This window comes from Streptomyces sp. SID8374 (genome assembly GCF_009865135.1).
GTDB lineage: Bacteria > Actinomycetota > Actinomycetes > Streptomycetales > Streptomycetaceae > Streptomyces.
On record NZ_WWGH01000001.1, the window covers coordinates 3980390 to 4004301 of the forward strand.

Annotated in this window: 23 protein-coding genes; 7 read left to right on the plus strand and 16 right to left on the minus strand. The window is 71.5% G+C overall.

All coding sequences use genetic code 11. The annotated features are described in order from the left end of the window. Positions 1-19 precede the first annotated feature (19 nt). The 4 genes from GTY67_RS17455 to GTY67_RS17470 are packed head-to-tail and all read right to left on the minus strand — an operon-like array spanning position 20 to position 2628. Complete coding sequence (locus GTY67_RS17455; protein WP_030571112.1) at positions 20-610, minus strand: ATP/GTP-binding protein; 591 nt, start codon at positions 608-610, stop codon at positions 20-22. Then, positions 585-959 (minus strand): DUF742 domain-containing protein, encoded by a 375-nt coding sequence (locus tag GTY67_RS17460; RefSeq protein WP_093689853.1) that lies wholly within the window; start codon positions 957-959, stop codon positions 585-587. Before GTY67_RS17460 ends, GTY67_RS17455 begins: the two co-directional genes overlap by 26 nt. Further along, entirely contained in the window at positions 956-1360 is a 405-nt protein-coding gene (locus GTY67_RS17465) for a roadblock/LC7 domain-containing protein (RefSeq protein ID WP_030571107.1), read from the minus strand. Before GTY67_RS17465 ends, GTY67_RS17460 begins: the two co-directional genes overlap by 4 nt. Continuing rightward, on the minus strand, positions 1357-2628 hold the full coding sequence (locus GTY67_RS17470) for an ATP-binding protein (protein WP_161279272.1): 1272 nt from the start codon (positions 2626-2628) through the stop codon (positions 1357-1359). Before GTY67_RS17470 ends, GTY67_RS17465 begins: the two co-directional genes overlap by 4 nt. A gap of 496 nt (positions 2629-3124) precedes the next feature. On the opposite strand from GTY67_RS17470, the gene GTY67_RS17475 reads away from it, so the two are divergent. From GTY67_RS17475 to GTY67_RS17495, 5 genes are all read left to right on the plus strand, one after another. Further along, on the plus strand, positions 3125-3553 hold the full coding sequence (locus GTY67_RS17475) for a hypothetical protein (RefSeq protein WP_093689905.1): 429 nt from the start codon (positions 3125-3127) through the stop codon (positions 3551-3553). Further along, the gene (locus tag GTY67_RS17480) at positions 3553-5634 is read left to right on the plus strand and encodes a hypothetical protein (RefSeq protein ID WP_161279273.1); all 2082 of its coding nucleotides are present in this window, start codon (positions 3553-3555) and stop codon (positions 5632-5634) included. Before GTY67_RS17475 ends, GTY67_RS17480 begins: the two co-directional genes overlap by 1 nt. A 134-nt stretch (positions 5635-5768) precedes the next feature. After that, positions 5769-6173: a hypothetical protein gene (locus GTY67_RS17485; protein ID WP_161279274.1), complete on the plus strand. Its 405-nt coding sequence runs from the start codon at positions 5769-5771 to the stop codon at positions 6171-6173. After that, positions 6161-6706: a hypothetical protein gene (locus GTY67_RS17490; protein WP_343238696.1), complete on the plus strand. Its 546-nt coding sequence runs from the start codon at positions 6161-6163 to the stop codon at positions 6704-6706. Before GTY67_RS17485 ends, GTY67_RS17490 begins: the two co-directional genes overlap by 13 nt. A 34-nt stretch (positions 6707-6740) precedes the next feature. After that, on the plus strand, positions 6741-7352 hold the full coding sequence (locus GTY67_RS17495) for a hypothetical protein (RefSeq protein WP_237502642.1): 612 nt from the start codon (positions 6741-6743) through the stop codon (positions 7350-7352). Between the two features lie 96 nt (positions 7353-7448). On the opposite strand, the gene GTY67_RS17500 is transcribed toward GTY67_RS17495, so the two are convergent. Both GTY67_RS17500 and GTY67_RS17505 read right to left on the minus strand, forming a co-directional pair. Continuing rightward, positions 7449-8675, minus strand: coding sequence for a cytochrome P450 (locus GTY67_RS17500; protein ID WP_161279275.1), 1227 nt, complete (start codon positions 8673-8675; stop codon positions 7449-7451). A 137-nt stretch (positions 8676-8812) separates the two neighbouring features. Continuing rightward, positions 8813-9979 (minus strand): LacI family DNA-binding transcriptional regulator, encoded by a 1167-nt coding sequence (locus tag GTY67_RS17505; RefSeq protein WP_161279276.1) that lies wholly within the window; start codon positions 9977-9979, stop codon positions 8813-8815. Between the two features lie 142 nt (positions 9980-10121). On the opposite strand from GTY67_RS17505, the gene GTY67_RS17510 reads away from it, so the two are divergent. Further along, positions 10122-11066: a carbon-nitrogen hydrolase gene (locus GTY67_RS17510; protein ID WP_161279277.1), complete on the plus strand. Its 945-nt coding sequence runs from the start codon at positions 10122-10124 to the stop codon at positions 11064-11066. 238 nt (positions 11067-11304) lie between these two features. Beyond that, positions 11305-12243: an oxidoreductase gene (locus tag GTY67_RS17515; protein WP_161279278.1), complete on the plus strand. Its 939-nt coding sequence runs from the start codon at positions 11305-11307 to the stop codon at positions 12241-12243. A 51-nt stretch (positions 12244-12294) separates the two neighbouring features. Here the strand turns inward: GTY67_RS17515 and GTY67_RS17520 are convergent, their stop codons facing one another. The 10 genes from GTY67_RS17520 to GTY67_RS17565 all read right to left on the minus strand — a co-directional run bounded on the left by GTY67_RS17520 (position 12295) and on the right by GTY67_RS17565 (position 23911). Continuing rightward, positions 12295-13566, minus strand: a complete 1272-nt coding sequence (locus GTY67_RS17520; protein WP_237502643.1) for an LLM class flavin-dependent oxidoreductase — start codon at positions 13564-13566, stop codon at positions 12295-12297. Further along, a complete protein-coding gene (locus GTY67_RS17525) occupies positions 13563-15065 on the minus strand; it encodes an NtaA/DmoA family FMN-dependent monooxygenase (protein WP_343238697.1) in 1503 nt (500 codons plus the stop codon). The genes GTY67_RS17520 and GTY67_RS17525 overlap by 4 nt, the downstream gene beginning before the upstream one ends. A gap of 122 nt (positions 15066-15187) precedes the next feature. Beyond that, positions 15188-16162: a fumarylacetoacetate (FAA) hydrolase gene (locus GTY67_RS17530; protein WP_161279279.1), complete on the minus strand. Its 975-nt coding sequence runs from the start codon at positions 16160-16162 to the stop codon at positions 15188-15190. A 38-nt stretch (positions 16163-16200) separates the two neighbouring features. After that, a complete protein-coding gene (locus GTY67_RS17535; RefSeq protein WP_161279280.1) occupies positions 16201-17523 on the minus strand; it encodes a pyridoxal phosphate-dependent aminotransferase in 1323 nt (440 codons plus the stop codon). A gap of 51 nt (positions 17524-17574) precedes the next feature. Next, positions 17575-19452, minus strand: coding sequence for an AMP-binding protein (locus GTY67_RS17540; protein WP_237502644.1), 1878 nt, complete (start codon positions 19450-19452; stop codon positions 17575-17577). After that, entirely contained in the window at positions 19452-20582 is a 1131-nt protein-coding gene (locus tag GTY67_RS17545; protein WP_161279281.1) for a Glu/Leu/Phe/Val dehydrogenase, read from the minus strand. Before GTY67_RS17545 ends, GTY67_RS17540 begins: the two co-directional genes overlap by 1 nt. 53 nt (positions 20583-20635) lie before the next feature. Beyond that, positions 20636-21199 (minus strand): gamma-glutamyl-gamma-aminobutyrate hydrolase family protein, encoded by a 564-nt coding sequence (locus GTY67_RS17550; RefSeq protein ID WP_161279282.1) that lies wholly within the window; start codon positions 21197-21199, stop codon positions 20636-20638. Then, complete coding sequence (locus GTY67_RS17555) at positions 21196-22008, minus strand: acetylglutamate kinase (RefSeq protein ID WP_161279283.1); 813 nt, start codon at positions 22006-22008, stop codon at positions 21196-21198. The genes GTY67_RS17550 and GTY67_RS17555 overlap by 4 nt, the downstream gene beginning before the upstream one ends. Then, positions 22005-23060, minus strand: a complete 1056-nt coding sequence (gene argC / locus GTY67_RS17560; protein WP_161279284.1) for an N-acetyl-gamma-glutamyl-phosphate reductase — start codon at positions 23058-23060, stop codon at positions 22005-22007. The genes GTY67_RS17555 and argC overlap by 4 nt, the downstream gene beginning before the upstream one ends. Next, positions 23057-23911 carry a RimK family alpha-L-glutamate ligase gene (locus GTY67_RS17565; protein ID WP_161279285.1) on the minus strand — a complete coding sequence of 285 codons (855 nt, stop codon included), beginning with the start codon at positions 23909-23911 and terminating at the stop codon, positions 23057-23059. The genes argC and GTY67_RS17565 overlap by 4 nt, the downstream gene beginning before the upstream one ends. Position 23912: the final 1 nt, after the last annotated feature.

The window sequence follows — 23912 nt, forward strand, 5'->3', positions numbered from 1 at the left end:
TGTGTGCGGGGGAGGGCGCTCAGGCCGCGTGCGCGAGAAGGTGCCGTACGAGAGTGATCAGGGCCTGCGCGGAGGACTTCTGGTCCCGGGCGTCGCAGTAGACGACCGGGGTGGACGGCAGCAGGTCGAGTGCCTCGCGCAGTTCGTCCTCGGCGTGCCGGGAGTACGGGTCGAAGCTGTTGACGGCGACCGCGTACTCCAGGCCGTACGTCTCGACCAGGTCGATCACCGGGAAGGTGTCGGCCAGCCGCGCCGGGTCGACCAGGAGGAGCGCGCCCAGCGAACCGCGCGCCATGTCCTCCCACAGCTCCACGAACCGCTGCTGCCCCGGCGTACCGAACAGGTACAGCACCAGCTCGTCGCTGAGGGTCAGGCGCCCGAAGTCCAGGGCGACCGTGGTCGTCTTCTTGTCGGGCGCCCCGCGCAGATCGTCGACCTGGGCCGCGGCCTGGGTCATCCGCTCCTCGGTGCGCAGCGGGGTGATCTCGGAGAGCGTGCCGATCAGGGTCGTCTTGCCCACGGCGAAGTGCCCGACGACGAGGATCTTCGCCGCGCGCTGGACCGCGTCCGGCACATAGATGCTCTCAGCCGAACCGGACTTGGAGTCCATGCAACACCTCTTCGAGGATCTTTCTGTCGACGAGCTGGGCGGGCGGCGGCGCCTTGCGGCGCAGCAGAAGTCCCTGCTGGTTTAAATCCTGGAGCAGCAGCCGGGCCACCCCGACCGGCAGGCCGAGATGGCCGGCGACCTCGGCCACCGAGAGGTAGCCGCCGGAACACAGCTCCCAGATCGCCCTGACCTCGGGGCTCGGGTTGGGCGGCGGCTGCCGGTCGGGGGCGAGGGTGACCAGGGTGACCAGGGAGAGCTCGTCCGCGTCGGGCAGCCCCCGTCCCCCGGTGATGACGTAGGACCGGACGAACCCGCTGCTGACGCTGGCCTCCTCGCCCGGTGCCGTCATATCTCGCTGCCCGCGTTCTGGCGGGGCGGCGTGGTCATCGCCTTCCCCAGCGCGGTGACCTGCTGCTGCATACGGAAGGACATCGCCTCCATGTCCACATCGGCGGCGGCGGTGGCGGCGAGGTAGGCGCCGGTGCCCGCGGCGATGAGGAAGATCCAGCCGTCCTCGTACTCCAGGAGCGTCTGCCGCCAGCGGCCCGGGCTGCGGGTGCCGATGAAGGGGGCGACGGCCCGGCTGAGGGACTGCATGGAGCTCATGGCCGCGGCGACGGTCTCCGCGTCGTCCCGGCCGATCTCGCTGGAGTTGGCGAGCAGCAAGCCGTCGGCGGATACGAGGATCGCGTGCCGGGCTCCGGGTACCTGGAGCACATCGTTGAGTACCCAGGACAGATCAGGGTTCACTGGATCTCGGATCCTTCCGTGGTCGTCGTCGTGTCCCGCCCGGAGCGGGTGCCGCGCTGGAACGCTCCCAGGCGGGAGGCGGTCTCCTCGTTGCTGCGGACCGGCTGCGGCGCGGCCGGGGGCACGGCGGAGACCGGGCTCTTGCGACGACGCTTCGGCAGCCCGCCGGAGGTGGTGGTGATCTGGGCGAGCTGCTGGGTCGCGGTGTCCTGGCGCTGCGCAGCCGGCGGGAAGAGCGGGGTGGGCGCCGGGGCGGGGGCCTGCTGCCACTGCTCCGGCTGCGGGGCGGCCTGCTGCTGGTGTCCGTACGCCTCGTAGTCCTCGTACGCCTCGGGCGCCTCGGCGGGTGCGGCGGGCTGCGGCACCTCCGTGGTGAGCAGCTCGTCGGGGATCAGTACCACCGCGCGTACGCCTCCATAGGGGGAAACGGAGTCCACCGAGACCCGGAACCCGTAGCGGGCGGCGAGCATCCCGGAGACGGCGAACCCGAACTGCGGCGGGATGCCCAGGCTGGAGACGCTGATCGCCGCCTGGGGGGAGAGGAGGGCCGCCGCGCGGTCCTTCTCCTCCTGGCCCATGCCGAGGCCGGCGTCGTCGACGATGAGGCAGACGCCCGTCGGCACGGCCTGGATGTTGATCTCCACCGGGGTGCCGGGGGCGGAGTAGTTGGTGGCGTTGGCGAGCAGCTCGGCGAGGACCACCGCGACCGGTTCGACGGCCCGGCTGACGACCGAGAAGTTCACCTGGCCGTTGACCCGGACCCGGTCGAAGTGGCGGATACGGCCCTGGGCGCTGCGTGCCACGTCGAAGACGGAGGCCACGGTCTCGCGCCGGCCGAGCCAGCCGCCGCAGAGCACAGCGATGCCCTGGGCGCGCCTGCCGAACTGGCTGTTGGCGTGGTCCATGGCCATCAGGTCGGCGAGGATCCCGGGGTCGTCGCCGTACTTGCGCTGGGCCTTCTCGATCACGACCTGCTGTTCGTCGGCGAGGCCCTGGAGGGTGCGGACGGCCGCCTTGAGGACCGCCTTGGTCTCCTCCTCGGCGTCCTTGCGGACCTCGGCGAGCTCGGAGGCCTGCCGCTGGAGGAGGCCGTTGTGGACGACGAGGAGCTCGTCCCGCTGGCGCAGGAGCGTGTCGTGCTCCGTGCTCAGCTCGGCGTTGCGTCTGCGCAGTTTGATGTTGGTCGCGCGAGCCCGCAGGACGGCACCCACGGCGACCAGTGCTACGACAACCAGCGCCCAGATGACGGGGCCCTGTGGAAATGTCATGAGACTCACTTCAAGTGCCATGGCTGGAAACGGCTTGACACCCCGTCATGCGGCACGCAGCCAGGGCTCGTTCGCCACGACCGTGCGCCGCTTCGGGAGGTGCCCCTCCGAAGGTGGGGCCGAGGAATTCATTCCTCCCGGAATGCCCCCATACGCCATCAGCCCACTGGAAGTAAGATGATCTTATCACCGGCCGCACGGCGAAATGTCAAGCTCGCCACGCCAGTTGCCACTCGACGCAGAACGTTCACATTGCGGAGACGCGGAGGAGCCGGTTCCGTCCCGATTCCCTTCATGGGGTGGGGTGTTGAGGACGGGGCACCCGCGCCGAGGGCGGAGGCGCCCACGCTCCATCGCATACGACGCAAGCCGGGCGTACGGGGGCGGTCAGGGGCCTTCTGGCCGGGCGCCCAGGGCTTGATCGCCGTCGGAGGGCTCTTGGTACGTTGAGAAAATCGAACGTACGAGGGCAGTGCTCACGGGGGAGGAAGCCTTCATGGCCTGGGACGAGTGGGAGCAGCTGAAGAGCCAGGCGGCCATGCAGCTCAACCGGGTACCCGACGAGGGTGGCGGGGCAGCGCCGGGCGGCGACCTCAAGGTCAGCCAGAAGGACCTGGCGGCCGTGGGCGACAGCGCCTTCAAGCTCTTCGAGAGGCTGGGCAAGGACGGGCGCGACGCCTGGTCCCCCAGCCAGAGCGCGGCCAAGGACCTCACGACCCAGGGCTTCGCCCTCGGCGGCGCACTCGACCACGTACAGAAGAGATGGGAGAAGCAGCTCACCTCGCTGCTGGACGCCTGCGCGCACATCTCCAACCACATGGACTACACGAAGAACGCCCACGCCGGGGACGAGTACCACATCTACTCCACCCTCAGCAGCATCTCCACCCTGGACGAGGGGTTCACCGAGAGGACCCAGCGCTGATGGACCTCGAAACCCTGCGCCACGGGAACTTCGCCCAGCTCAACGAGGCCATCACCGCCTGGAAGGGCGTGGTCGACAAGCTGAAGGCGCTGGACACCGACGCCCGCGACGACCTCAAGGCGAAGGCGGACAAGGCGAACTGGGCCGGTCTGAACGCCACGGTCTCCCGGGAGTTCATCACGAAGACGGCGGGGGAGTTCAGCGACGCCCATACGCAGGCGACGACGATCCACAACATCCTCAAGGACACCCGCGACGAGCTCGTCGAGTACAAGACGGAGCTGGACCAGGCGCTGGAGCGGGGCCGTAAGAAGAACATCACGGTGGTGCCCACCGGCAACGGCGGCTTCACCGTCACGATGGTCGTCCACCCCGACCGGGCGGCCAAGGGCACCCAGGTCGCCGACCACTCGCAGCAGGACGTGGACCACCTGCGCGACGATGTCCAGCGGATCCTGAACCGGGCCACCGAGAGCGACACGAGTGCGGCGAAGGTCCTGAAGGCCATCGCCGACCAGGCCGAGGTGGGCTTCTCCGGCGCCCAGTACAAGGACCGGGACTCGGCGGCCGACGCGCTGAAGAAGGCGGAGGAGGCGGCGAAGCTCATCAAGGACAAGGGCGACGAGATGACGCCCGAGGAGTTCCGGAACCTCAACTCCACGCTCGGCGCGTACAAGAACGACCCCCTGTTCCAGGAGAAGTTCGCCACCACGCTCGGCCCGAAGGGCGTGCTGGAGTTCTGGGCGGACCTCACCGAGGTCTCCTCCCCCGACGACCTGGCCCGCACCCAGCTCAACCAGCTCGGCGACTTCCAGAAGAACCTCGGCCTCACCCTCGCCGGCGCCACCCAGTCGGACAGCCCCGCCATGCGCGCGTGGGAGAACGACATGGTGAAGTTCGCGGGCGAGCGGTACCAGACCCGCGGCTCGCAGGTGTGGGGCTTCCAGCTGATGAGCAACCTCATGCGGGTCGGGGACTACGACGACTCGTTCCTCAACAAGTACGGCAACGCGCTGGTCGAGACCGAGAAGAAGATGAAGCTTCCCGGCAACTTCTGGTCCGGCGGCGTCGGCGGCCCGAACATGCCGAAGATGAACTTCATGAGCGACGAGGACTTCGGCCGCGACCCGATGACCGGCTTCATGACGGCGCTCGCCAACAGCCCGGACGCTTCGACGGAGTTCTTCAACGCCAAGGAGCCGCAGGACAACGCGGAATGGGTGCTCAAGGAGCGCAAGTCCTTCGACGACACACCGCTGGACGACGGGCCCAATCCGGCGCTGGAGGCGACGGGGAAGGCGATGTTCGCGGCGGTGTCGGGTATCTCCGATCCGGAGGCCGGGGGCGCCACGTTCGTCGAACACACGGAGGCCCACCGCGAGGCGCTCAAGCGTTCCCTGGGCTTCCTCGCCGAGACGGGCGACGACTTCCCCCCGGAGCTGCGCCGCGACATGGCCTGGGCGCTCGGGAACCATGGCGAGACGGTGCACAAGGTCATGAGCGACCCCCTGGGGTCCTCGGTGATGGACGAGGACCAGCTCCTGGAAGTGACAAAGCAGATATCCAGGAACAAGGATTCCTACGCCCTGCTCAACGAGCAGATGAACTATGCGATCCTCGCCGACATCAACCTCAACAAGGAACACCCCGAGGACACTCTGCGGGATGCCGGACGCACCGTGGGATTCCTGGAGCAGGCACGGCAGTTGACGATCAATACCGACGAGTCGAAAGACCTGCGCGACACCTCATGGGATCAGCGTTGGGGGTACCACGTGGTCGGCGCGATCGCCAACCAGTTCGGCGGCGACATCGCGCAGCGCGGAGTCGACGCGATCACGGCGGCTTGGGCCGAGGAGGAAGGGAACCGCATCGGCGAGAAGGCCACCGACGACCGAAAGGCCAATCACGAGGAGCGCAACCTCCAGCTCCGGGCCATCGCCGATCACTGGTACGCGGAGAATTCCGAGTGGGCCGAGAACGAGAAGGACTTCTCCAAGGACCGGGGCGTCTACACCCAGATCAGGGACGCGGCGGACCACGGGAACCACAAGGCAGACGGGGTCGGAGGCGAGAAGTAGTGAACAGATTCCCCAGGGCCGCTTGGGCGGTTCTTGCCCTCCTGCTCGCAGGCGTCACCGCCGGATGCAGTACGGAGGCGGAGCGGGAGTACAGCCTTCCGGAAAACCTCTGCGAGATCCCGGTGAAGGGGGGTGTGATCGATCCTGTCCTCCCTCCCGGCAAGACTATTGAGCAGCAGGCCGAACCGCTCGAACCCCCGGTGAGCTCCTGCCGTGTCCTGGTGGACAAGCGGCGCATTCTGTTCCTCTCCATCAGCCAGATCGACGAATTCTCCGACCCGATGGGCGAAAGGGAGAAGCAGCCCTTCCGGAACCGGAAGGAGATGAAGGACCTGCCGTTCGACGGCAAGGGCGCGATCGGCGACACGAATGCCATGGTGGCCGCGGCATGTGATTCCGACGTCTCGCGCTACGTCGTCGTCGAGTTCACCGTCGGCGAGAGCCTGGATGAGGACACGGCCCGGCGCCGCGAGAAGATCGACCGCTTCGCCAAGGAGTACACGGAAGCCGTCAAGAAGGCGGTGTCGTGCAGCGCGTAGCCGCCAGAACGGCTGCTCTGGCGGTGTTCTGCGGGCTTTCCCTGCTCATGGCGGGGTGCGGATCGTCCCGTGAGTACGCGATACCGGAGGGAGTGTGCGGCGTACCGGTGGGGGAGAAGGAGCTGTCCGCTCTTCTTCCCGACGGCGAGAAACTCGACGTGACCGATACGTCCGTCGTCACGAAGAGCGGAAGCAACTGCGACATGAGCGTGGACGACTTTCCGGCGGTCTCCCTCACCGTGGAACAGGTCGACAAGTTCTACGCCCCGATGAGCAAGCAGGAGAGCTTCCGGTTCACGAACCGGAAGAAGATGGCGCCCCTGCCGTTCGACGGCGCCGGTGCGATGGGCGACAAGAACGTCATGATCAGCACCTCGTGCGGTCTGCCGGAGGCCGATCACCTGGTGGTGCTGCTCATCGCGCGCGACAGGAGCGGGAAGGACGGGGACACGCACCGGAGCGACATGGAGGCGTTCGTGGTCGACTTCGTTCCCCAGGTGAAGACGGCGATGGGCTGCCCGGGCTCCAGCTAGGGGCTGGACGCGAGACCTGGCGGGAACGTGCTGGATGGGACAGGGCCCGATGGACAAGAAGTGGCTGCCGCTGGCCGTTGTGCTGAGCGTCGCCGGGGTGGCCGTGGTGACGGCGAGTGTCTGGCCTGACGAGGAGGAGAAGCCGCCGCTGCCGCAGACCCTGTGTCACGGTGCGCTCACCCGGGAGACGGCGGGGCTGATCGACGACGGCAAGGGGGGCGAGGTCAGCGCGGACGAGTGGGAGAGCAAGGGCAAGTCCACTGACTTCGCGGTGTTCAGATCGTGCTACGTGCTGCGCGCCGACCCGGACGGTGATTCCCCCCGTGGGGTCTACAAACTGGTCATCGCGGATACCCGGAGCGCCCCCGGCGACAAGAAGGGCTCCGTCCCCCTGGGTTCCGGATTCACCGGCTGGGCGCTCCCCGACCAGGCCGCAGTCACATTGCCCGCCGGCTGCGCCGCCCGTATGGGCTCGACCGCCCCGTACATCAGGGCGTGGCTTGAAGTGCCCTCGCAGGAGGAGAAGCGCTTGGCCAGGTTGAAGGAGAAGCCGCCCGTCGACCCGGACACCGCGCTGCGCAACAACGCGACCGTGATGCGGGAAGTGGCCACCAGGCTCACCAAGCGGTACGACTGTGCCGCCTGACCGTCGTCCCACCGGTCGGTCCGTCGGTCGGTCCGTCGTCGTCGCCAAGGTCCGGGAAGATGCGCGGACCTTGGCGTTCTCCGAGCGGCGCCGCGATCAGCCGGACACCGGGGTGAAGCGGAGCGGCAGGCCCTTCGGGCCGCGGGTGAAGACGCCGTGCTCCACCGGGTCGAAGCCGTCGGCGAGGCGCAGGTCGGGCATTGCGGTCAGCAGGTGGCCGACGCCGATCTCGACTTCCGCCTTGGCCAGCAGGGCGCCCACGCAGAAGTGGCGGCCGAGCGCGAAGGCGAGATGGTCGGCCGCCGCCGAGAAGGCGGTCGTGGTGGTCAGGTCGGTGCGGAAGATGTCGAAGGTGTCGGGGTCGCGGTAGCGGCTCCCGTCGCGGTTGGCGGCGCCGATCAGGCAGGTGACGGTGGCTCCCGCGGGTACGGTGCCGCCGCTGAGCTCCACGTCCGTCGCCGCCTGCCGCATGATCATGTGGACCGGCGGGGTGAACCGCAGCGTCTCGGCGAACGCCTGGGGGATGAGGGCGTGGTCGGCGCGGACCGCCTCCAACTGCCCCGGGTGGAGCAGCAGGTTGGCGAAGATCCCGGCGATCGCCTTGTCGGTGGTCTCGCCCCCGGCGGCGAGCAGCAGGCTACAGAACGCCTTGACGTCCTCGTCGCTCATCCGGACGCCGTCGACCTCGGCGGTGCACAGCGTGGACAGCAGGTCGTCGCCCGGGTTCTCCCGCCGGTCCCGGATGATCGGCAGCATGTACTCCGCGAATTCGACACGCGTCCGCTCACCTGCCTCGGCCACCTCCGGATCGCCCGACAGATTGCCGAGAAAGGCGATGACAGCCGTGTACCAGCCGTGGAATCGCGCGTAGTCGGCTGTGTCCAGACCCAGCATGTCCGCGATGACATTGACCGGGAAACGGCTCGCGTAGTCGGCGACCAGGTCGACCGAACCGGAGGCGCGGAAACCGTCGATCAGCTCGCGCGAGTTCCGTTCGATGACGGGTAAGAACTTCTCCCGCAGGTCGCTGCCCCGGAAGGCGGGTGCCACCAGGGCCCGGCGCGTGGCGTGCTCGCCCCCGCTGAGCTGAAGGATCGTCCGTCCGTGCACGGGTTCGATCTGCCAGTCGTAGTTCTCGGTGGTGAACTCGGCCTTCCTGTCCTTGAAGACGTACTCGACGTCTTCGTAGCGCGAGATCACGTAACTCCCGGTGGCCTCGTGCTTGAAGAGGGGGAAAGCGTCGCGCATCAGGCGGTAGGCCTGGTAGGGGTTCGCCTCGAACTCCGGTGACAGGATGTCGGGCGCCTGGTGCGCGGTGGACATACACACTCCCTCGGAAGGCGCCTGCCCTGCGCATGCGCGCCACAACGTCACCATGCCACAACGGGCGGTGTGCGGGGGTGAGTTGATCGGCCGGGGGCGGGGGTGGGGGGTGTTCCGGCGTTGGGCCGCTGTTCCGCTCAGGCGGGCGTGACGGTGGAGGCCCGCGTCTCCAGCGCCCAGGCGTGGCGGCGGACCGTGTCGGGTTCGGTGCGGCCCGCCAGGATGTCGCAGAGCAGCTCGGCGCAGGCGCGCCCGTACGCGGCGGGGCGCAGGTCGACCGCGGTGACGGGCGGCTCGGCGGAGCGGGTGGCGGTGCCGTCGACGCAGGAGGCGACGAGGAGGGTACGGGGGTGAGCGCCGGTCCCGTCGGCTGTGCGGAGGGGGGTACGGGGGTGGGTGCCCGTCCCGTCGGCGGTACGGAGGGGGATGCCGGTCCCGTCGGCCGCGTGGCCCGGGGTGGTCCCGCCCGCGTGGGCCGAGGCGCTCCCCTCGCCCGTACGGGCAGAAGCGCCGCCCACCGTACGGCCCAGCGTCGCCGCCGCCCGCAGGACGCCCGGGGCCGCGCCGTCCGGGGCGCAGATCACCGCGTCCACCGCCGGGTCCGCCCGCAGCAGGGCCAGCGTGGTCTCCTCGGCCTCACCCGGGGTGGCGGCGAACGGCACGGTCCGCAGCGCCACGTCCACCCCGTGCTCCTGGCCCCAGGAGGCGGCGGTGGTGCGCAGGGCGGTGGCCCAGGCGGAGGTGCCCGCGGGGGCCAAGACGGCGGGGCGGCGGGCGCCTCGCTCGGTGACGTGGTCCAGGAGTGCGGTGAGCGAGGCGGCGTTGTCGCAGACCACGGCACCGGTGGGGGCGGCGGAGGGGCCGAGGTAGCGCTCCCCGGTCACCACCGGAACGCCCGCGTCCAGCAGCCCCGGCACGGCGCTGTCGTCCACCTCGGGGTCGATGACCAGGAGCCCGTCGACCCGTGAGGCGACCGGTCCGCCGGCCGCTCCTTCCGGGGCGAGCAGGACCACGTCGAACCCTTCCTCCTGGGCGCGCGCTACGGCCCCGAAGGCGAGGTTCATGTAGTAGTCCAGCCGGGTCGCGGTCTGCGGCAGGTGCAGCCCGATCGCCCCGGTGCTGGAGCGGCGCAGCCGCCGGGCCGCGCTGTTGGGCCGGTAGCCCAGCTCCGCCGCCACCGCGCGGACCCGGTTCCTGGTCGCCTCCGCGACGCGCCCCGAGCCCTGGAGGGCGTCGGAGACGGTGCTCTTGGAGACCCCGGCGGCGCGGGCTACATCAAGCAGGGTCACGGTCCGGGAGGTCACGGGGGTGAAGTCTAGACGGTGGTGATCGTACGAGGTGAAGGGTTGCCGGAACGTTCCGGCAGGGTTAGATTCGGCCTATGCCGGAACGTTCCGGCAACCTCCTCCGCTCCACCCCGCCCACCCCACGCCCCTGGAACTGGTCATGCGTCTGATCACCGCGTACAACCCGCCCGCCTCCCCGACCCGGACCCGCCCCGCCGAGCGCGCCCCCCTGCGCGTCGCGGCCGTCCAGCAGCGGTGGCACCGCGACCCCGCCGAGCACCGCGCCGCCCTGCGCGAGGGCATCCGTCTCGCCGCCGCCGAGGGGGCGCGGGTCGTCTGCCTCCAGGAGCTGACGCTCTCGCCGTACTTCGCCGTCCTCCGCCGCGCCGACCACCCCGCACCGGCCGAGCCGGAGGAGCTGCTGACCGGCCCCACCTTCACCTTCGCCGCCGAGGCCGCCCGCGAGTACGGGGTGTACGTCCACGCCTCCCTGTACGAGAAGGCCCCGGCGCCCGGCGGCCAGGACGACGGCCTCGGCTACAACACCGCGATCCTGGTCGCCCCCGACGGCACCCTCGCCCAGCGCACCCGCAAGACCCACATCCCGGTCACGGAGGGGTACTACGAGGACGACTGGTTCCGGGCCGGACCCGCGGGCGAAGACGCCTTCCCGCTGGTCACGGTCGACGAGGCCCGCTTCGGGCTGCCGACCTGCTGGGACCAGTGGTTCCCGGAGCTGGCGCGCGCCTACTCGCTGGCCGGGGCCGACGTCCTCGTCTACCCGACCGCCATCGGCTCCGAGCCCGGCTTCCCCGGCTTCGACTCCCAGCCGCTCTGGCAGAAGGTGATCACCGGCAACGCGATCGCCAACGCCACCTTCATGGTCGTGCCCAACCGGATCGGCGCTGAGAACGGGCTCACCTTCTACGGCAGCTCCTTCATCGTCGACCCGTACGGCCGTGTCCTGGCCCAGGCGCCCCGCGACGAGCCCGCCGTCCTGGTCGCGGACCTCGACCTCGACGCGCGCCGCGACTGGCTGGAGCTGTTCCCGTTCCTGACCACCCGCCGTCCGGACGCGTACGGTCCGCTCACGGTGACGGACTGAGGGGACTAAGGGGCCTGAGAGGCCTGAGGGCTTCCGTCGGGCCCCGGTTCGGCGGGCCTCCGGGCTCGGGTGCGGCCTGCCTCAGCACCCCGGTTCCGGTCTGCCCCCGGGCCCGCGCTCCGGCCTGTCTCCGGCCCCGGGTTCGGCGCACCCCAGGAGCCTGGTCCGGTCGGCCTCAGGGTGGATCGGCGGGATAACCCCATGGCCGGGGAGGCCGCCGGGCGGCGATCATTCAGGCATGACTTCCACGAGCTCCGCGAGCACCACCGCACCGATCACCGCGGCCGCGTCCGGCCGTTGGCCCCTCGGGGATCTGCCGGTCAACCGCATCGGCTTCGGCACGATGCGGCTGCCGCAGACCGGCGGGGCGCTCGTGCCCGACGCCGTCCCCCGCGACCGCGAGGCAGCCATCGCCGTGCTGCGCCGGGCCGTCGATCTCGGCGTCAACCACATAGACACCGCCGCCTTCTACTTCTCCCCGCTGCGCTCGGCCAACGAGCTGATCAACAGCGCCCTCGCCCCCTACGCGGACGACCTCGTGATCACCACCAAGGTCGGCCCGGCCCGCGATGAGACAGGGCAGTGGGCGGACCACGCCCGCACCCCCGAGGCGCTACGCGGCCAGGTCGAGGAGAACCTCCGCCAGCTCGGCCGCGACCACCTCGACGTGGTGAACCTGCGGATCGTCGGCAAGGACTCGATCGCCGAGCGCTTCGGTGCTCTGGCCGAGCTGCGCCGGGCCGGGCTCATCCGCCACCTCGGCCTCTCCAACGTCACCCCCGCCCACCTCGCCGAGGCCCAGGCCATCGCCCCGGTGGTCTGCGTGCAGAACCGGTACGGGATCGGCATGCGGCCCGAGGACGACACGTTCGTCCGGGACTGCGGCGAGCAGGGGATCGCGTTCGTCCCCTTCTACGCGATAGCCGCGGCCGGCGGGGAGGGCGGCGCGACCGGGGCCGAGGCCGCCGAGGTGCTCGCCGTCGCGCGGGCGCACGGGGTGAGCCCGGCGCAGGTCCGGCTGGCGTGGACCCTGCACCGGGGCCCGCATGTGCTGGCCATCCCCGGCACCGGCGACCTCGACCACCTCGCCGCCAACGTGGCCGCCGGAGCCCTGCGGCTCTCCGTGGACGAGCTGGAACTCCTGGAGACCTCGCACCGGAGCGCGGTGACCGGCTGACCTCGCCGGTGACGGCCGGGCCTGCCTCGCCTTCGCAGCCCGCCGCGTGCCTCAACCCGCCTTCGCGTAGCGGCTGGTGGGCCGGGGCAGGCCCAGGTGGCCGCGGAGCGTGGTGGACGCGTACTCCGTACGGAACACCCCGCGCCGTTGCAGCTCCGGGACCAGGCCCCGGGTGATCGCCGTGAGGTCGTGCGGCAGGGCGCCCGGGCGGAGGCGGAAGCCGTCCAGGCCGGTGGAGCGCCAGTCGAGGAGGAGGTCGGCCAGTTCGGCGGGGGTGCCGGTGAAGATCTCGGCGTCCGAGGCGAGTTCGGCCCCGGCCACCTCGTCCAGGCGGGCCTTGCGGCGTGCGGCGGAGCCCGGTTCGTCGTCCAGGAAGACGATGAGGTCCGCGAAGGTGCGCAGCGGGCGTTCCACCACGTCCCGGCCGGTGCGCTCCACCGCCTCGGCGACCTGGGCGAGGATCGCCGCCGTGCCCGGCCGGTCGTGCGGGGTGACGGCGACGACGTCGGAGCTGAGCGCGGCGAACTCGTACGGGGTCGTGGCGTGCGCCAGGCTCACCACCAGCGGCTGGCCCTGGGGGGTGCGCGGGGTGATGGAGGGGCCCTTCACGCTGAAGTTCGCGCCCTGGAAGTCGATGTGGTGGACCTTGTCGCGGTCCAGGAAGCGGCCCGTCGCCGCGTCCCGTATCTCGGCTCCGTCCTCCCAGCTGTCCCAGAGCTGCCGTGCCGCCTCCACCACCTCGGCGCCCTCCGCGAACAGTGCCCGCAGCGGCTGGGAGATCAGCTCCGAGTCGGTGACGTCGTCCTCGGTGAGCTGGGGTGTGGTGCGGCGGCCGAAGTGGGCGGCGTCGGAGGCGCGGGACGAGATCTGGGGGCGCCAGCCGGCCCGGCCCTTGCTCGCGTGGTCGAGGGTGGCGATGCCGATGGCGAGGTGGAACGGTTCGGTGTGGGTGACGTTGGTGGTCGGGACCAGGCCGATGTGCGTGGTGAGCGGGGCCAGGTGGGCGGCGAGCAGCACCGCGTCGATGCTGCCCCTGACCTGGTCGGTGCGGTCGTCGGGCAGGTGGAAGGCGGCGGACTGGAGGCCGAGCGCGTCCTCGAAGGTGACGAAGTCGATCAGGCCATGCTCGGCCTCGGCGACCAGGTCGGCCCAGTACGCGGCGTCGAGGAGTTCGCCGGGGCGGGCGCCCTCCTCGCGCCAGGCCGCCGGGTGCCAGCCCGCGCCGTCGAGGGCGACCGCCAGGTGCAGGGGGGCGCCATCGGGGGTGCCCGTGGCGGCGGCCGGGGCGCCCTTCGGGTCGGTCACGCCGGTCGTGCCGGTCATGCGGAGGTCTCCTTCTGGTCGCGCAGGGGCTGGTCGCGTACGGATTGGTCGCGTACGGACTGGTCGCGCAGGGGCTGGTCGCGTGCGGGACGGTCGCGTACGGACTCGGCGCGCAGACGCTCGTCGCGCAGGGGCTGTCCGGGGCCGCCCCATCCGGCCGGGCGGGGTGCGGCGGACAGGCCCAGGTGGTCCCGGAGCGTCGTGCCGGTGTAGTCGTCGCGGTGGACGCCCTTCTCCTGGAGGATCGGCACCACCCGGTCCACGAAGTCGTCCAGGCCGCCGGGCGTCAGATGGGGGACCAGGACGAAGCCGTCGGCGCCCTCGGTCTGCACGTAGTCGTCGATGGCGTCGGCGACCGTCTGCGGGCTGCCGACGAACGTCTGGCGCCCGCCCACCTCGATGACCAGCTCCCGGATGGAGAAGTTCCGCTCCTCGGCGAGCTTGCGCCACTGCCGGGCCGTCTCCGCCCGGCCCTTGCGGAAGACGGAGTGCCCCTTCAGGAAGTGGGCGTCGTCCTCGGGTTCGATGTCGGGGAGCGGGCCGTCCGGGTCGTACGCGGACAGGTCGCGGCCCCAGACCGCCTCCAGGTGGGCGATCGCGGTCTGCGGGCTGACCAGCTCGCGGCTGATCTCCTCCGCGTACGCGGCGGCCTCCTCGTCGGTGTCCGCGACGACCGCGTTGGCGGTGGGGAGGATCAGCAGATCGTCCGGGCTCCGGCCGTACTTTGCCAGGCGCCGCTTCACATCCCGGTAGAAGTCCCGGGCCGCGTCGATCCGGTTGTGCTTGCTGAAGATGACCTCGGCGTCCGACGCGGCGAACTCCCGGCCCGCGTCGGACTCGCCGGACTGGATGATCACCGGGTGGCCCTGCGGGCCGGGCGGGGTGGTGAAGCGGCCGGAGATGTCGAAGTGCTGGCCCCGGTGGGCGAAGCGGCCGGCCCCGGGGGCGGTGAACTCACCGGTCGCCGCATCGGCCTTCAGGTCGCCGCCCGACCAGCTGTCCCACAACTCCCTTGCCGTGGTGAGGAATTCGGCGGCCCGGGTGTAGCGGTCGGCCTCGGGGAGGAAGCCGCCCCGGCGGAAGTTCTCGCCGGTGAACGCGTCGTAGCTGGTGACCACGTTCCAGGCGGCCCGGCCGCCGCTGAGCCGGTCCAGGGTGGCGAACCGGCGCGCCACCTCGTACGGCTCGTTGAAGGTGGCGTTGACCGTGGCGGCCAGGCCCAGGTGGGTGGTGACGGCGGCCAGGGCGCTCAGCACGGTCAGGTTCTCGGGGCGTCCCGCGATGTCCAGGTCGTAGACCTGCCCCTTGTGCTCGCGCAGCCGCAGCCCTTCGGCAAGGAAGAAGAAGTCGAACTTGCCGCGTTCGATGGTCTGCGCGAGCCGGATGAAGGAGTCGATGGCTATCTGGCTCTCGGAGCGCGGGTCCGACCAGACGGTCACATTGTGGATGCCGGGCAGCTGCGCTGCGAGATGCACCTGTTTCTTGGCGGTGGCGGGCACGGTGCGGTCTCCTCCTGGGAAGTCCGGCTGTGAAAAGGTGAGTTGAAGGGGCGGTGACTTTCAGAGCGTGCCTGGGCCGGACCGCGTCTGCACAGGTCGACCGGCCCTACTTCACGAGGTGTTCATGCCGTGGCGACAGGCGCCGGTGCCTCTGCGGCCTCCGGCGCGGGAGCGGCGGCCGGGGTGGTGGACGGGGCCGGGGAGACGTACCGCACCTGGTTCTCGAAGGCGACCCCGTGGCTCTTCACGTCGATGGCGATGCGGTCGCCGCCGGCGATCCGGAACCCGTCGTGGAAGCTCGCTTCGTCGGCGCCCAGGAGCACGTAGTTGACCAGCCCGGGCCGCCGTACCGCAGGGAAGGTGAACAGGTGGTCCGCCATGTCCTGGATCCGGTAGTAGAGGGCGTCGTCGCCGCAGTCGAACGGGCCCTCCCAGGCCGTCGCGCCGTCGCGGACGATGGTGACCCGGCCGGTCACCGTGCGCGGCGGCGGGCCGAGGAAGAGCCACGGGGTGAGGGCGGTGTCGCACAGCTTGCAGTACGGGTTGTAGCCCGGGTCCTGGCGGTGCAGGCCGATGTCGCACAGGTCGTTGCCGAAGGTGTAGCCGGCGTAGTGCGGGGTGCCGTCGGCGTCGTTGACGTAGACGAGGGCGATCTCCGGCTCCTCGATGAGGGCGACCGGGCGGGCCGGGACGACCAGATCCTCGCCGGGCAGCTTCACCCAGTCGCCGAACCCCTTGAAGAACCACTTGGGCGGGGTGAACTCGCCGTCCTCCGGGGCGGTTTCGCCGCCCCACTTCTTCTTGTGCGTGCCCATGAAACCGCTCAGTAGGGCGTTGCCGGTGGCCTGCGGGAGCAGGGGCGGCAGCAGGCGCAGCTCCGGGTCCCCGGCCGTGACGACGACGGTCGCCGCACCCTCGGTGAGCGCGGCCCGCAGCGCCTCCTCCGAGCCGTCGGTGGCGATGAAGGCGGCGGCGACCTGGCCGTCCTCCACCCGGTACAGGGTCTGCTGCACGCCCTCCTCGGGGCGGCCGAAGCCGACATGGCGTGCGCCGTCGTACAGGGCCTCGAAGAGGACGGGGAGGTGGGAGTGGGGCATCGGTGACTCCTTCAGTACGTCGGTGAGTTGGGGTGACATCAGGCGTGCGGGGCGAGAGCGGGGACCGGAGCCCCCGTGAGGTCGGCCAGGACCTCGCCGACCCGGTCGACGGACTCCCGTATCCAGGGCAGGGCGAGCGGGTCCGCCGATTCCAGGGCCGCTGTGCGCTGCTCGGCGCTCTCGCCGTAGAAGTGGCTGGTCGCCGCGCGGATGCGCAGGGGGCGGGCGGCCTCCCCGAACGCGGTGGCGGGCAGGACGCCGACCCCGTACCGCTCGGAGAGCAGCGCGGCCAGGCCGTCGCCGCCGTGCACGCCGTGGGCTGCGGCCAGGTGCTCCCGCAGGGGCTCGAAGTCCGGGTAGAGGTAGCAGGTCGCGGCCACGGGGGCGAGCCGCGCGCCCACGGCGGTGAAGCGGGCGGCGACCGCGCGCACCACCGTCTCGTGCAGCCGCCGGCTCGCCGCGACCCGTTCGGTGACCTCCGGCGGCTCCCCGAAGGCGTACGCGGCCGCCGTCTGCACCGGCGCGGGCGGCGAGGACCAGATCTGGCTGGCGACCGCCGTGAGCCGGGTGTGCAGGGCACGCCCCAGCTCGCTGTCGGGCAGCCGGGCCACGCCCGTGCGCCAGCCGCCGAGCGCCAGGTTCTTGGTGAGGCCGGTGGTGACGACGGTCCGTTCGGGGGCGTGCAGGGCCGGGGAGACGGCGGGCTCGGAGCTGTCGTACACCAGGTCGCAGTAGATCTCGTCGGAGACGACGACGAGGTCCAGTTCACGGGCCACCGCCGCCAACTCACCTACGGTGGCGGCCGATGCGACCGTTCCGGTGGGGTTGTCCGGGACCGTCACGACCACCGCACGCGGGTGCTGCCCGGCCGCCCGCGCGTCGGTGACCGCCTCGCGCAGCCGGTCCGGGTCGGGGACCCCGCCCTGCCCCGGACGGATCGGTACGGGGATGGGCCGCGCCCCGACCAGCCGGGCCTGGGCGGCGTAACTCACCCAGCTCGGCACCGGCACGATCACGTCCCCGCCGATGGCCAGCAGCAGGGCGAAGAGGAGCGACTTGCTGCCGGGACCGGCCACCACGAGCCCCGGGTCGATGCCCAGGCCGCGCCGCTCCCAGTACCCGGCGACGGCGGTGCGCAGGGCGGGGGATCCGGCGACGGAGCCGTACGCGTTCTCGTCGGCCGCCGCCGCGAGCCGGTCCCTGAGGGCGGGGAGGACGGGCAGGCCGATCTCCCCGCTCGCCATCGACAGGACCCGCTCCCCGGCCCGCCGCCGACGGGCCAGGGCCTCGTCGGCGGCGAGGGTCGCCGACATGGAGACCGGTGCGGAGACGGGTGTGGAGACCGGTGGGGGCTCTGGCATGGCAAGCAGCTCCAGTGCTCGGTGTGGCGTGTGCGGTGTGGGGTGTACGGGTCAGGGGGCCGGGGTGGTCGTGGCGTACCGCTCCCGTAGCTCGGCCTTGCGGACCTTGCCGGTCAGGGTCTTGGGGAGCGCGGGGACGAGTTCCAGCCGGTCCGGCAGGAAGCGGTCGTCGTGGCCCGCATCCGTGACCCGGGCCCGGATCTCCTCCAGCGTCGGACCCCGGCCGCCGCGCGGGACCACCACGGCGACGATCACGTCGCCCGTCCCGTCGGCCGCCTCCAGCCCCACCAGCGCGGCTTCCTCCGCCCTCGGGTGGCTGCCGATCACCGCCTCCAGCTCCGTCATGGGCGCCACCCGCCCGTCCCGCAGGACCGCGTCCCGGGCCCGGCCGATGATGCGGATGCCGCCCCGGCCGTCGTCCCGGGCGAGGTCGCCGGTGTCGAACCAGCCGTCCTCGTCCAGCTCGGCCGCGAACGCCTCGGGCCGCCGGTGGTACCCCAGCGCCAGCGACGCGCCCCGCACCTTGAGCCGGCCCACGGAACCCTCGGCGCCCGGGGCCCCGTACGCCTCCGACGTCTCGATCCGGGTCTCCATGGCGTCGATCGCACGGCCGTTGCTCCGCGCCGACCAGCCCTCGGGGTCCTCGGGGCGGGTGGTGGTCACGGGGCCGTTCTCCGACATGCCCCACAGCGAGTGGGCGCGGGCGCCGAGCGTCTCGTGGACCTCGTCCGCCAGCTCCTGGAGCACCGGCGCCGAGCCGATCACCACATGCCGCAGCGTGCTCGTCTCCCGCCGCTCGGCCCGCTGGGAGGCGGCCACATCGGCGAGGGTGGCGGGCGGCCCGTACAGCAGGGTCGCCCCGTACCGCTCCACCAGGTCGAGGAGGGCCTCGTTACGGCGTACGTCCTGGAAGGCGACCGTGCCGCCGAGCATGACCCCGGCCAGCACCCCTTGCGCGAAGCCCGAGTAGTGGACGAGGGGAGTGGAAACGGCCGCCACCCAGCCGACGCCGTCCCCGGCCCTGTCCCCGTCACCGCCCTCGTCCTTGCCCGCCCCGAACGCGTCGACGTATCCGCGTACCGCCGAGTGCACCGTGTTCTGGCTGTGCAGCACCCCCTTGGACAGACCCGTGGTGCCGGAGGTGAACAGCACCACGAACGGGTCGTCCGCGCCGAGCGCCAGACCCTCCAGCCGGGCGGCGGCGCCTTCCCGCTCCTCCCGCTCCTCCGCCACAAAGTGCTCGTGGAAGGGGCGCGCACCCTCGGGCAGCGGGCCGTCCACCACCAACACGTGCTTCAGGGAAGGGAGTTCGTCCTTCAGTCGGGTGGCGATCTCCGCCAGCGGGGTGCCCGACCACTCCGGGAGCGTGATGCACACCCGGGCCTCGGTGAGCCCGAGGCGGTGGCGCAGCTCCACCTCCGTGCAGACGGGCGAGATCGGGATGATGACCGCGCCGACCCGGATGGAGGCGAAGATCAGCGGCACCATCTCCCACCGGTTGGGCAGTTGTACGGCAACGAAGTCGCCGCGCTGGACGCCCAGTTCGAGCAGCGCCAGGGCGAACCGGTCCGTCAGGCGGTTCAGTTCGGCGTAGTCGAGGGTGTCCGTACGGGACTCCGCCACGCGCCGTCCCGCGATGGCCAGTCGGCGCGGGTGCTCCCGGGCCTGGCGGTGGAGGTCGTCGAGGAAGGTCGCCTCCCGCCACCAGCCCCGGCGGCGGTTCTCGGCGGCACGTTCTCCGTCGGTTCCGGTGCGCCCCTCCGCGCCGGCCGCCCCGGCGGAGGCCGACTCGCGCCCCTCCACGACAGTTGCCCCGGCGGGGGCTGGCTCGCTCTCCTCCGCGACAGCCGCCCCGACGGAGCCAGGCTCGCTCTCCTCCGCGCCGGCCGCCCCCGCACGTACCGCCCGCTCCCTCGCCGCCGTACTCATCAGCTCTCCTTCCGGCGGGCCGCCAGCAGCTCCGGCAGCGGGTTGCCCGCGCGGGAGGCCGCGATCTCCAGCAGGTCCCGGGTGTTCTGGCGGACCCGGTCGCCGACCCAGTCGAAGACCCACGCCTTGCGCGCCTCGGCCTCCAGGTCGAACGGGACGACCCGGGTGACGGCCAGGGCGGCAGAGGCGGCGCCGCCGATGTTGGCGATCACGCCGGGGACCAGACCGGCCCCCGAGGCGGCCACCTTCTCCTTGGCCGCCGCGCTGGAGGCGAGGTTGGCGCCCTCCACCACCAGGCCGGCCCGCAGCCGGTGGGCGTTCTCGGCGTTGATCGCGTACTTCTGCGCGGCCAGGATCAGGATGTCCGCGTCCACGTCCAGCCAGGCGTCGGGTTCGGCGGAGAGCGTGACGTTCTGCGGGAGCCGGGTGCGGTCGATGGCCCCGAACTGGTCGGTGATGGCGACGAGTTCGGCCACCGGCAGCCGGTCCGCGCTGATGGTGCCCCGCACGTCCGCGACGCCGACGACGATGTGCCCCCGGTCCTCCAGGAACCGCGCCACCGCCCGGCCCACCGCGCCGAACCCCTGCACCACGACCCGGGCTGGTTCGGTGCGGCCGCTCGCCTCCAGGGCGGTGATCGCGGCGACGCCGACACCGTGGCCGGTGGCGTCGATCAGGGGCTCGTAGTACGTACGCCAGTCGATCGGCATGTCCGGGGCGCCGAGCCGGTAGCGGGGGTCGTACTTCGCCTCCTCGAAGAAGACGGCCCGGTCGGCGGGGGTGACGCCCATGTCGATGCCGAGGTGGATACCGCCGTGCAGGAGCGGCTTCACCGTGCGGCCGAAGGTGCGGAAGGTCTCCTCGCGGGCCGCGCCCTCGGAGTTCGTACCGTCGGCGACGATCCCGGCCTTGGCGCCGCCGATGCGCAGCCCCGCCAGGGTGAACTTCTCGGTCATGTCCCGGGCCAGGCCCGCGACTTCCTCCTCGGTGACCCCCGTGGTCATCCGGGTGCCGCCCATCGCCAGGCCGTCGACGAGCGTGTCGATGACCACCCATCCCTTGATGGCGCCGCCGCTGCCGTTGAGGTGGACGGTGAGGGCGGGGTCCTGCGGTTCTTCCAGAGCGCTCATGACGAAATCCCTGTTCTGTCAGGTGCGTGGGGCAGATGTGTAAAGGGGGCGGATCACTGGTAGAGCTGTGCGAAGCCCCGCAGGATCTCCAGGCCGTCCTTGCGGAACTCCAGGTGGGCCTGCGCGCCGTGGATCCGGCCGTCGTCCGAGCGCAGGAACTCCACGGGCGCGTGCTCGGAGCGGCCGATGGAGCGGTAGCCCGCCGGGGCCTCCTGGAGGTAGAGGGTGTGCCGGTGGAAGACGGTGACCGTGGGCTTCACGTAGGTGAAGAGCGGCTCCTCCGTGTCCACCCGCACCTCGTAGCCGCCGACCCGCTGCGGCCCCTCCGCGAGGCGGCCGCCGGCCGCGACGGCGAGGATCTGCATCCCGCCGCAGATGCCGAAGACCGGCACGTCCGTGGTCGTCACCAGGTCGATCAGGGGCTTGTAGAACGCGCTGTCGTACGCGCGCACCTTGGTGCCGCTCAGCACGATGGCCTGGTAGCGGCCGTCCACCCGGGCGGGTACGGACGCGGCGTCGACGGCCTCCGTGTCCGAGCCCAACTCTTCTAAGCGCGAGCGGAGTTGCTTGAGCGACAGCGTTCCGTTGTTGACGACCAGCACACGGGATCTGCTCATGCCTCTCCGCCTTCCGATCGGGTGATCAGCGTGCCGGTGGAGCCGTCCAGCAGCTCGGTGACGGCGGCGCTGCCGATGACGACCCGCTCCACTCCGCCTTCCAGGGCCTCACCGGCGGCGCGCAGCTTCTTGCGCATGCCGCCCTTGGCGCCCTTGTCGCGGAAGGCGGCCGCGTCCGCCGCGCTGATCCGGTGTACCGGCCGGTCGTCGATGAGCAGATGGCCGACGTCGGTGACCAGGACCAGGTCGGATGCGCCGGTGGCCCCGGCGATCGCGGCGGCGGCCCGGTCGGCGTCGGTGTTGACCTCCTGGCCGGCCGCGTTCCGGGCGAGCGGGGTGACCAGGTAGGCGTGGCCGGGCTGGAGGTTCTTCAGCGGGGCCGGGTCGACGCCGGTGATGGGGCCGACGAGGTTCTCCAGCTCCACGAGCTGCTTCTCCCGCCACCACCACCGCTCGCCCTCGGCCGCGCTGACCAGGCCGTCGCTGCCGAGCAGCCGCTCGGCGGTGATGCCCCGGCTCTCCAGCCGCGTGAGGACGTCCTCGGCCAGGACGGCGCTGACCGTCTTGATGTCGTCGATGACCTCGGGGGTGGTCCACCGGCTCTGGTTGCCGTACCGGTCGCGGAGGATGGCGGACGGTTCGCTGTAGCGGGCGTCGAGTTTCTTGAGCGGCTTGGACCAGCCGTGCACGAGGATCAGGGGCCGGTCCCGGCCATGCCGGGCCAGGTCGTCCCACCAGGTGCCGTCGAGGCCGTCCAGGCAGCTGCCGCCGAGCTTGACCACCGTAGGAAGGGAACGGTCCGCGCTCATGCCGGCATCACCGGCTGCTGCGTCAACCCCGTCTCCTCCGGCAGCCCGAACCGCAGGTTCGTCACCTGCACGGCCTGCCCCGCCGCCCCCTTGACCAGGTTGTCGAGTGCGGCGAGCACGACGATCCGGCCGCCCTCCTCGTCCAACAGGGCCGTGACGTCGGCGTAGTTGGAACCGAGCACCACCTGCGGGTCGGGGACCGGGATCAGCGTCTCGTTGTGCCGCCGGACCCGGACGAACGGGCGCCCCTTGTAGAAGCGCAGATAGGCCCGGTTCAGCTCGCGCTGGTCCACCTTCTCGTCGGTGAACACATACGAACTGGTCAGCAGCCCCCGTACGTTGGGGACGCCGTACGCCGACATGGAGAGGTTCCCGATGGTGCCGGGCTTGCTCCGCTCCAGGAAGTCCCCGACCTCGGCGGCGTGCCGGTGCCCGGTCGGGGAGTACGGGGCGATGGCCCCGGCCCGGAACGGGTGCAGGTCGGAGGTTCGCAGCTGGACTCCCCCGCCGCTGGACCCGCTCTTGCCGTCCACCACCACCGTCTTCAGGTCGAGGCCGAGCCCGAGGGTGAGCGGGGCCAGTCCCAGGGTGATCGCGGTGGCGTAGCAGCCGGGCAGCGAGATGAGGGCGGCGTCCTTCAACTGGTCGCCGATCAGCTCCGGTACGCCGTAGACGAAGCGGTCCGCCAGGTCGGTGCGGCGCTTGACCTTCGGGTACCAGCGGTCGTGCAGCTCCGGCGTACGGATGCGGAACGCGCCGCTGAGGTCGACGATCGCCGGGATGCGGTCGGCGAGCAGCGAGGACAGCTCGGCCGAGACCGGTGCCGGGGTGGCCAGGAAGAGGACGTCGGCCTTCTCCGCGACCTCCTCGGTGACCGGCTGGATGGTCAGGCCCCGGTCGTTGCGGAGGCCGGGGTGGAGCTCGGAGGGGCGGCGGCCGATGTTGGAGGAGCCGCCCAGGAAGGTGAGTTCGAGGTCGGGGTGCTGGGTGATGAGGCGGATGAGTTCGCCGCCGGCGAGCCCGGAGGCGCCGACGACTCCTGCACGGATCATGCGAGTAGCTCCTGCACATGACGGCCGATGGCCGAGGGGATGTCCGCTCCGGTGGCCGAGGCCACGGCCCGGAAGCCGGGGGCGTGGTTGACCTCGTTGACGACATAGCCGTCGGGGGTGGCGAAGAGGTCGACCCCGTAGATGCCGGGGCCGAGGACGTCGACCACACCGTCGACGATCTTGACGACGTCGGGGTCGTGGGCGATGGCGCGGTTCTTGTTGCCGAGGGCCGCGTTGTTGCGCCAGTCGCTGCCGCCGCTCTCGAACTCCGCCGCCCCGATCAGCTCCCGCCCGACGACCAGGCACCGCACCGAGCTGCCGCCGAGGTACGGCTCCACCACGCTGGCCTGCTCGAAGGCGTGGGCCAGGTCCTCGATGTAGTCGTACACGGAGTGCGCGGTGTCGGCGTGCCGGATCAGGGTGACCCGCTTGCCCATCCCGCCGAAGACGGGCTTGAGGACGAGGGGGAGCGGCAGGTCGGCCAGGGCCTTGTCGAAGTCCTTGCGGGAGAGCACGAGCCGGTGGTCGGGGACCGGCACACCGGCGGTCCGGAGGAGGGCGCGCAGGGCGGCCTTGTTCTCGCAGGCGTGGATGGCCCGGGCGGTGTTCAGCGTGGGGACGCCGGCCGCCTCGGCGAGGGTGGCGATCAGGCCGCCGCGCGTGTAGCTGCGGCTGCGGATGAGGAGGGTGTCGTACCCCTTGACCGACGGGGCGTCCGGGTGGCCCAGGGAGAGCGACTCGTCGTTGACCCAGTCGATGTGGAGGCCGAACGCCGGGGCCGCCTCGATGAGCAGGCGTTCCTCCCAGGCGACCCGGTCCGCGACGAGGGCGACGGGACGGGGAGCGCCCATG

Bases quoted from the DNA above. Each gene is read 5' to 3' on its own strand.
- GTY67_RS17455 (WP_030571112.1), bottom strand. From the start codon at position 610: ATGGACTCCAAGTCCGGTTCGGCTGAGAGCATCTATGTGCCGGACGCG.
- GTY67_RS17460 (WP_093689853.1), bottom strand. From the start codon at position 959: ATGACGGCACCGGGCGAGGAGGCCAGCGTCAGCAGCGGGTTCGTCCGG.
- GTY67_RS17470 (WP_161279272.1), bottom strand. From the start codon at position 2,628: ATGACATTTCCACAGGGCCCCGTCATCTGGGCGCTGGTTGTCGTAGCA.
- GTY67_RS17475 (WP_093689905.1), top strand. From the start codon at position 3,125: ATGGCCTGGGACGAGTGGGAGCAGCTGAAGAGCCAGGCGGCCATGCAG.
- GTY67_RS17480 (WP_161279273.1), top strand. From the start codon at position 3,553: ATGGACCTCGAAACCCTGCGCCACGGGAACTTCGCCCAGCTCAACGAG.
- GTY67_RS17495 (WP_237502642.1), top strand. From the start codon at position 6,741: ATGGGACAGGGCCCGATGGACAAGAAGTGGCTGCCGCTGGCCGTTGTG.
- GTY67_RS17500 (WP_161279275.1), bottom strand. From the start codon at position 8,675: ATGTCCACCGCGCACCAGGCGCCCGACATCCTGTCACCGGAGTTCGAG.
- GTY67_RS17510 (WP_161279277.1), top strand. From the start codon at position 10,122: ATGCGTCTGATCACCGCGTACAACCCGCCCGCCTCCCCGACCCGGACC.
- GTY67_RS17515 (WP_161279278.1), top strand. From the start codon at position 11,305: ATGACTTCCACGAGCTCCGCGAGCACCACCGCACCGATCACCGCGGCC.
- GTY67_RS17520 (WP_237502643.1), bottom strand. From the start codon at position 13,566: ATGACCGGCACGACCGGCGTGACCGACCCGAAGGGCGCCCCGGCCGCC.
- GTY67_RS17530 (WP_161279279.1), bottom strand. From the start codon at position 16,162: ATGCCCCACTCCCACCTCCCCGTCCTCTTCGAGGCCCTGTACGACGGC.
- GTY67_RS17535 (WP_161279280.1), bottom strand. From the start codon at position 17,523: ATGCCAGAGCCCCCACCGGTCTCCACACCCGTCTCCGCACCGGTCTCC.
- GTY67_RS17540 (WP_237502644.1), bottom strand. From the start codon at position 19,452: ATGAGTACGGCGGCGAGGGAGCGGGCGGTACGTGCGGGGGCGGCCGGC.
- GTY67_RS17545 (WP_161279281.1), bottom strand. From the start codon at position 20,582: ATGAGCGCTCTGGAAGAACCGCAGGACCCCGCCCTCACCGTCCACCTC.
- GTY67_RS17550 (WP_161279282.1), bottom strand. From the start codon at position 21,199: ATGAGCAGATCCCGTGTGCTGGTCGTCAACAACGGAACGCTGTCGCTC.
- GTY67_RS17555 (WP_161279283.1), bottom strand. From the start codon at position 22,008: ATGAGCGCGGACCGTTCCCTTCCTACGGTGGTCAAGCTCGGCGGCAGC.
- argC (WP_161279284.1), bottom strand. From the start codon at position 23,060: ATGATCCGTGCAGGAGTCGTCGGCGCCTCCGGGCTCGCCGGCGGCGAA.
- GTY67_RS17565 (WP_161279285.1), bottom strand. From the start codon at position 23,911: ATGGGCGCTCCCCGTCCCGTCGCCCTCGTCGCGGACCGGGTCGCCTGG.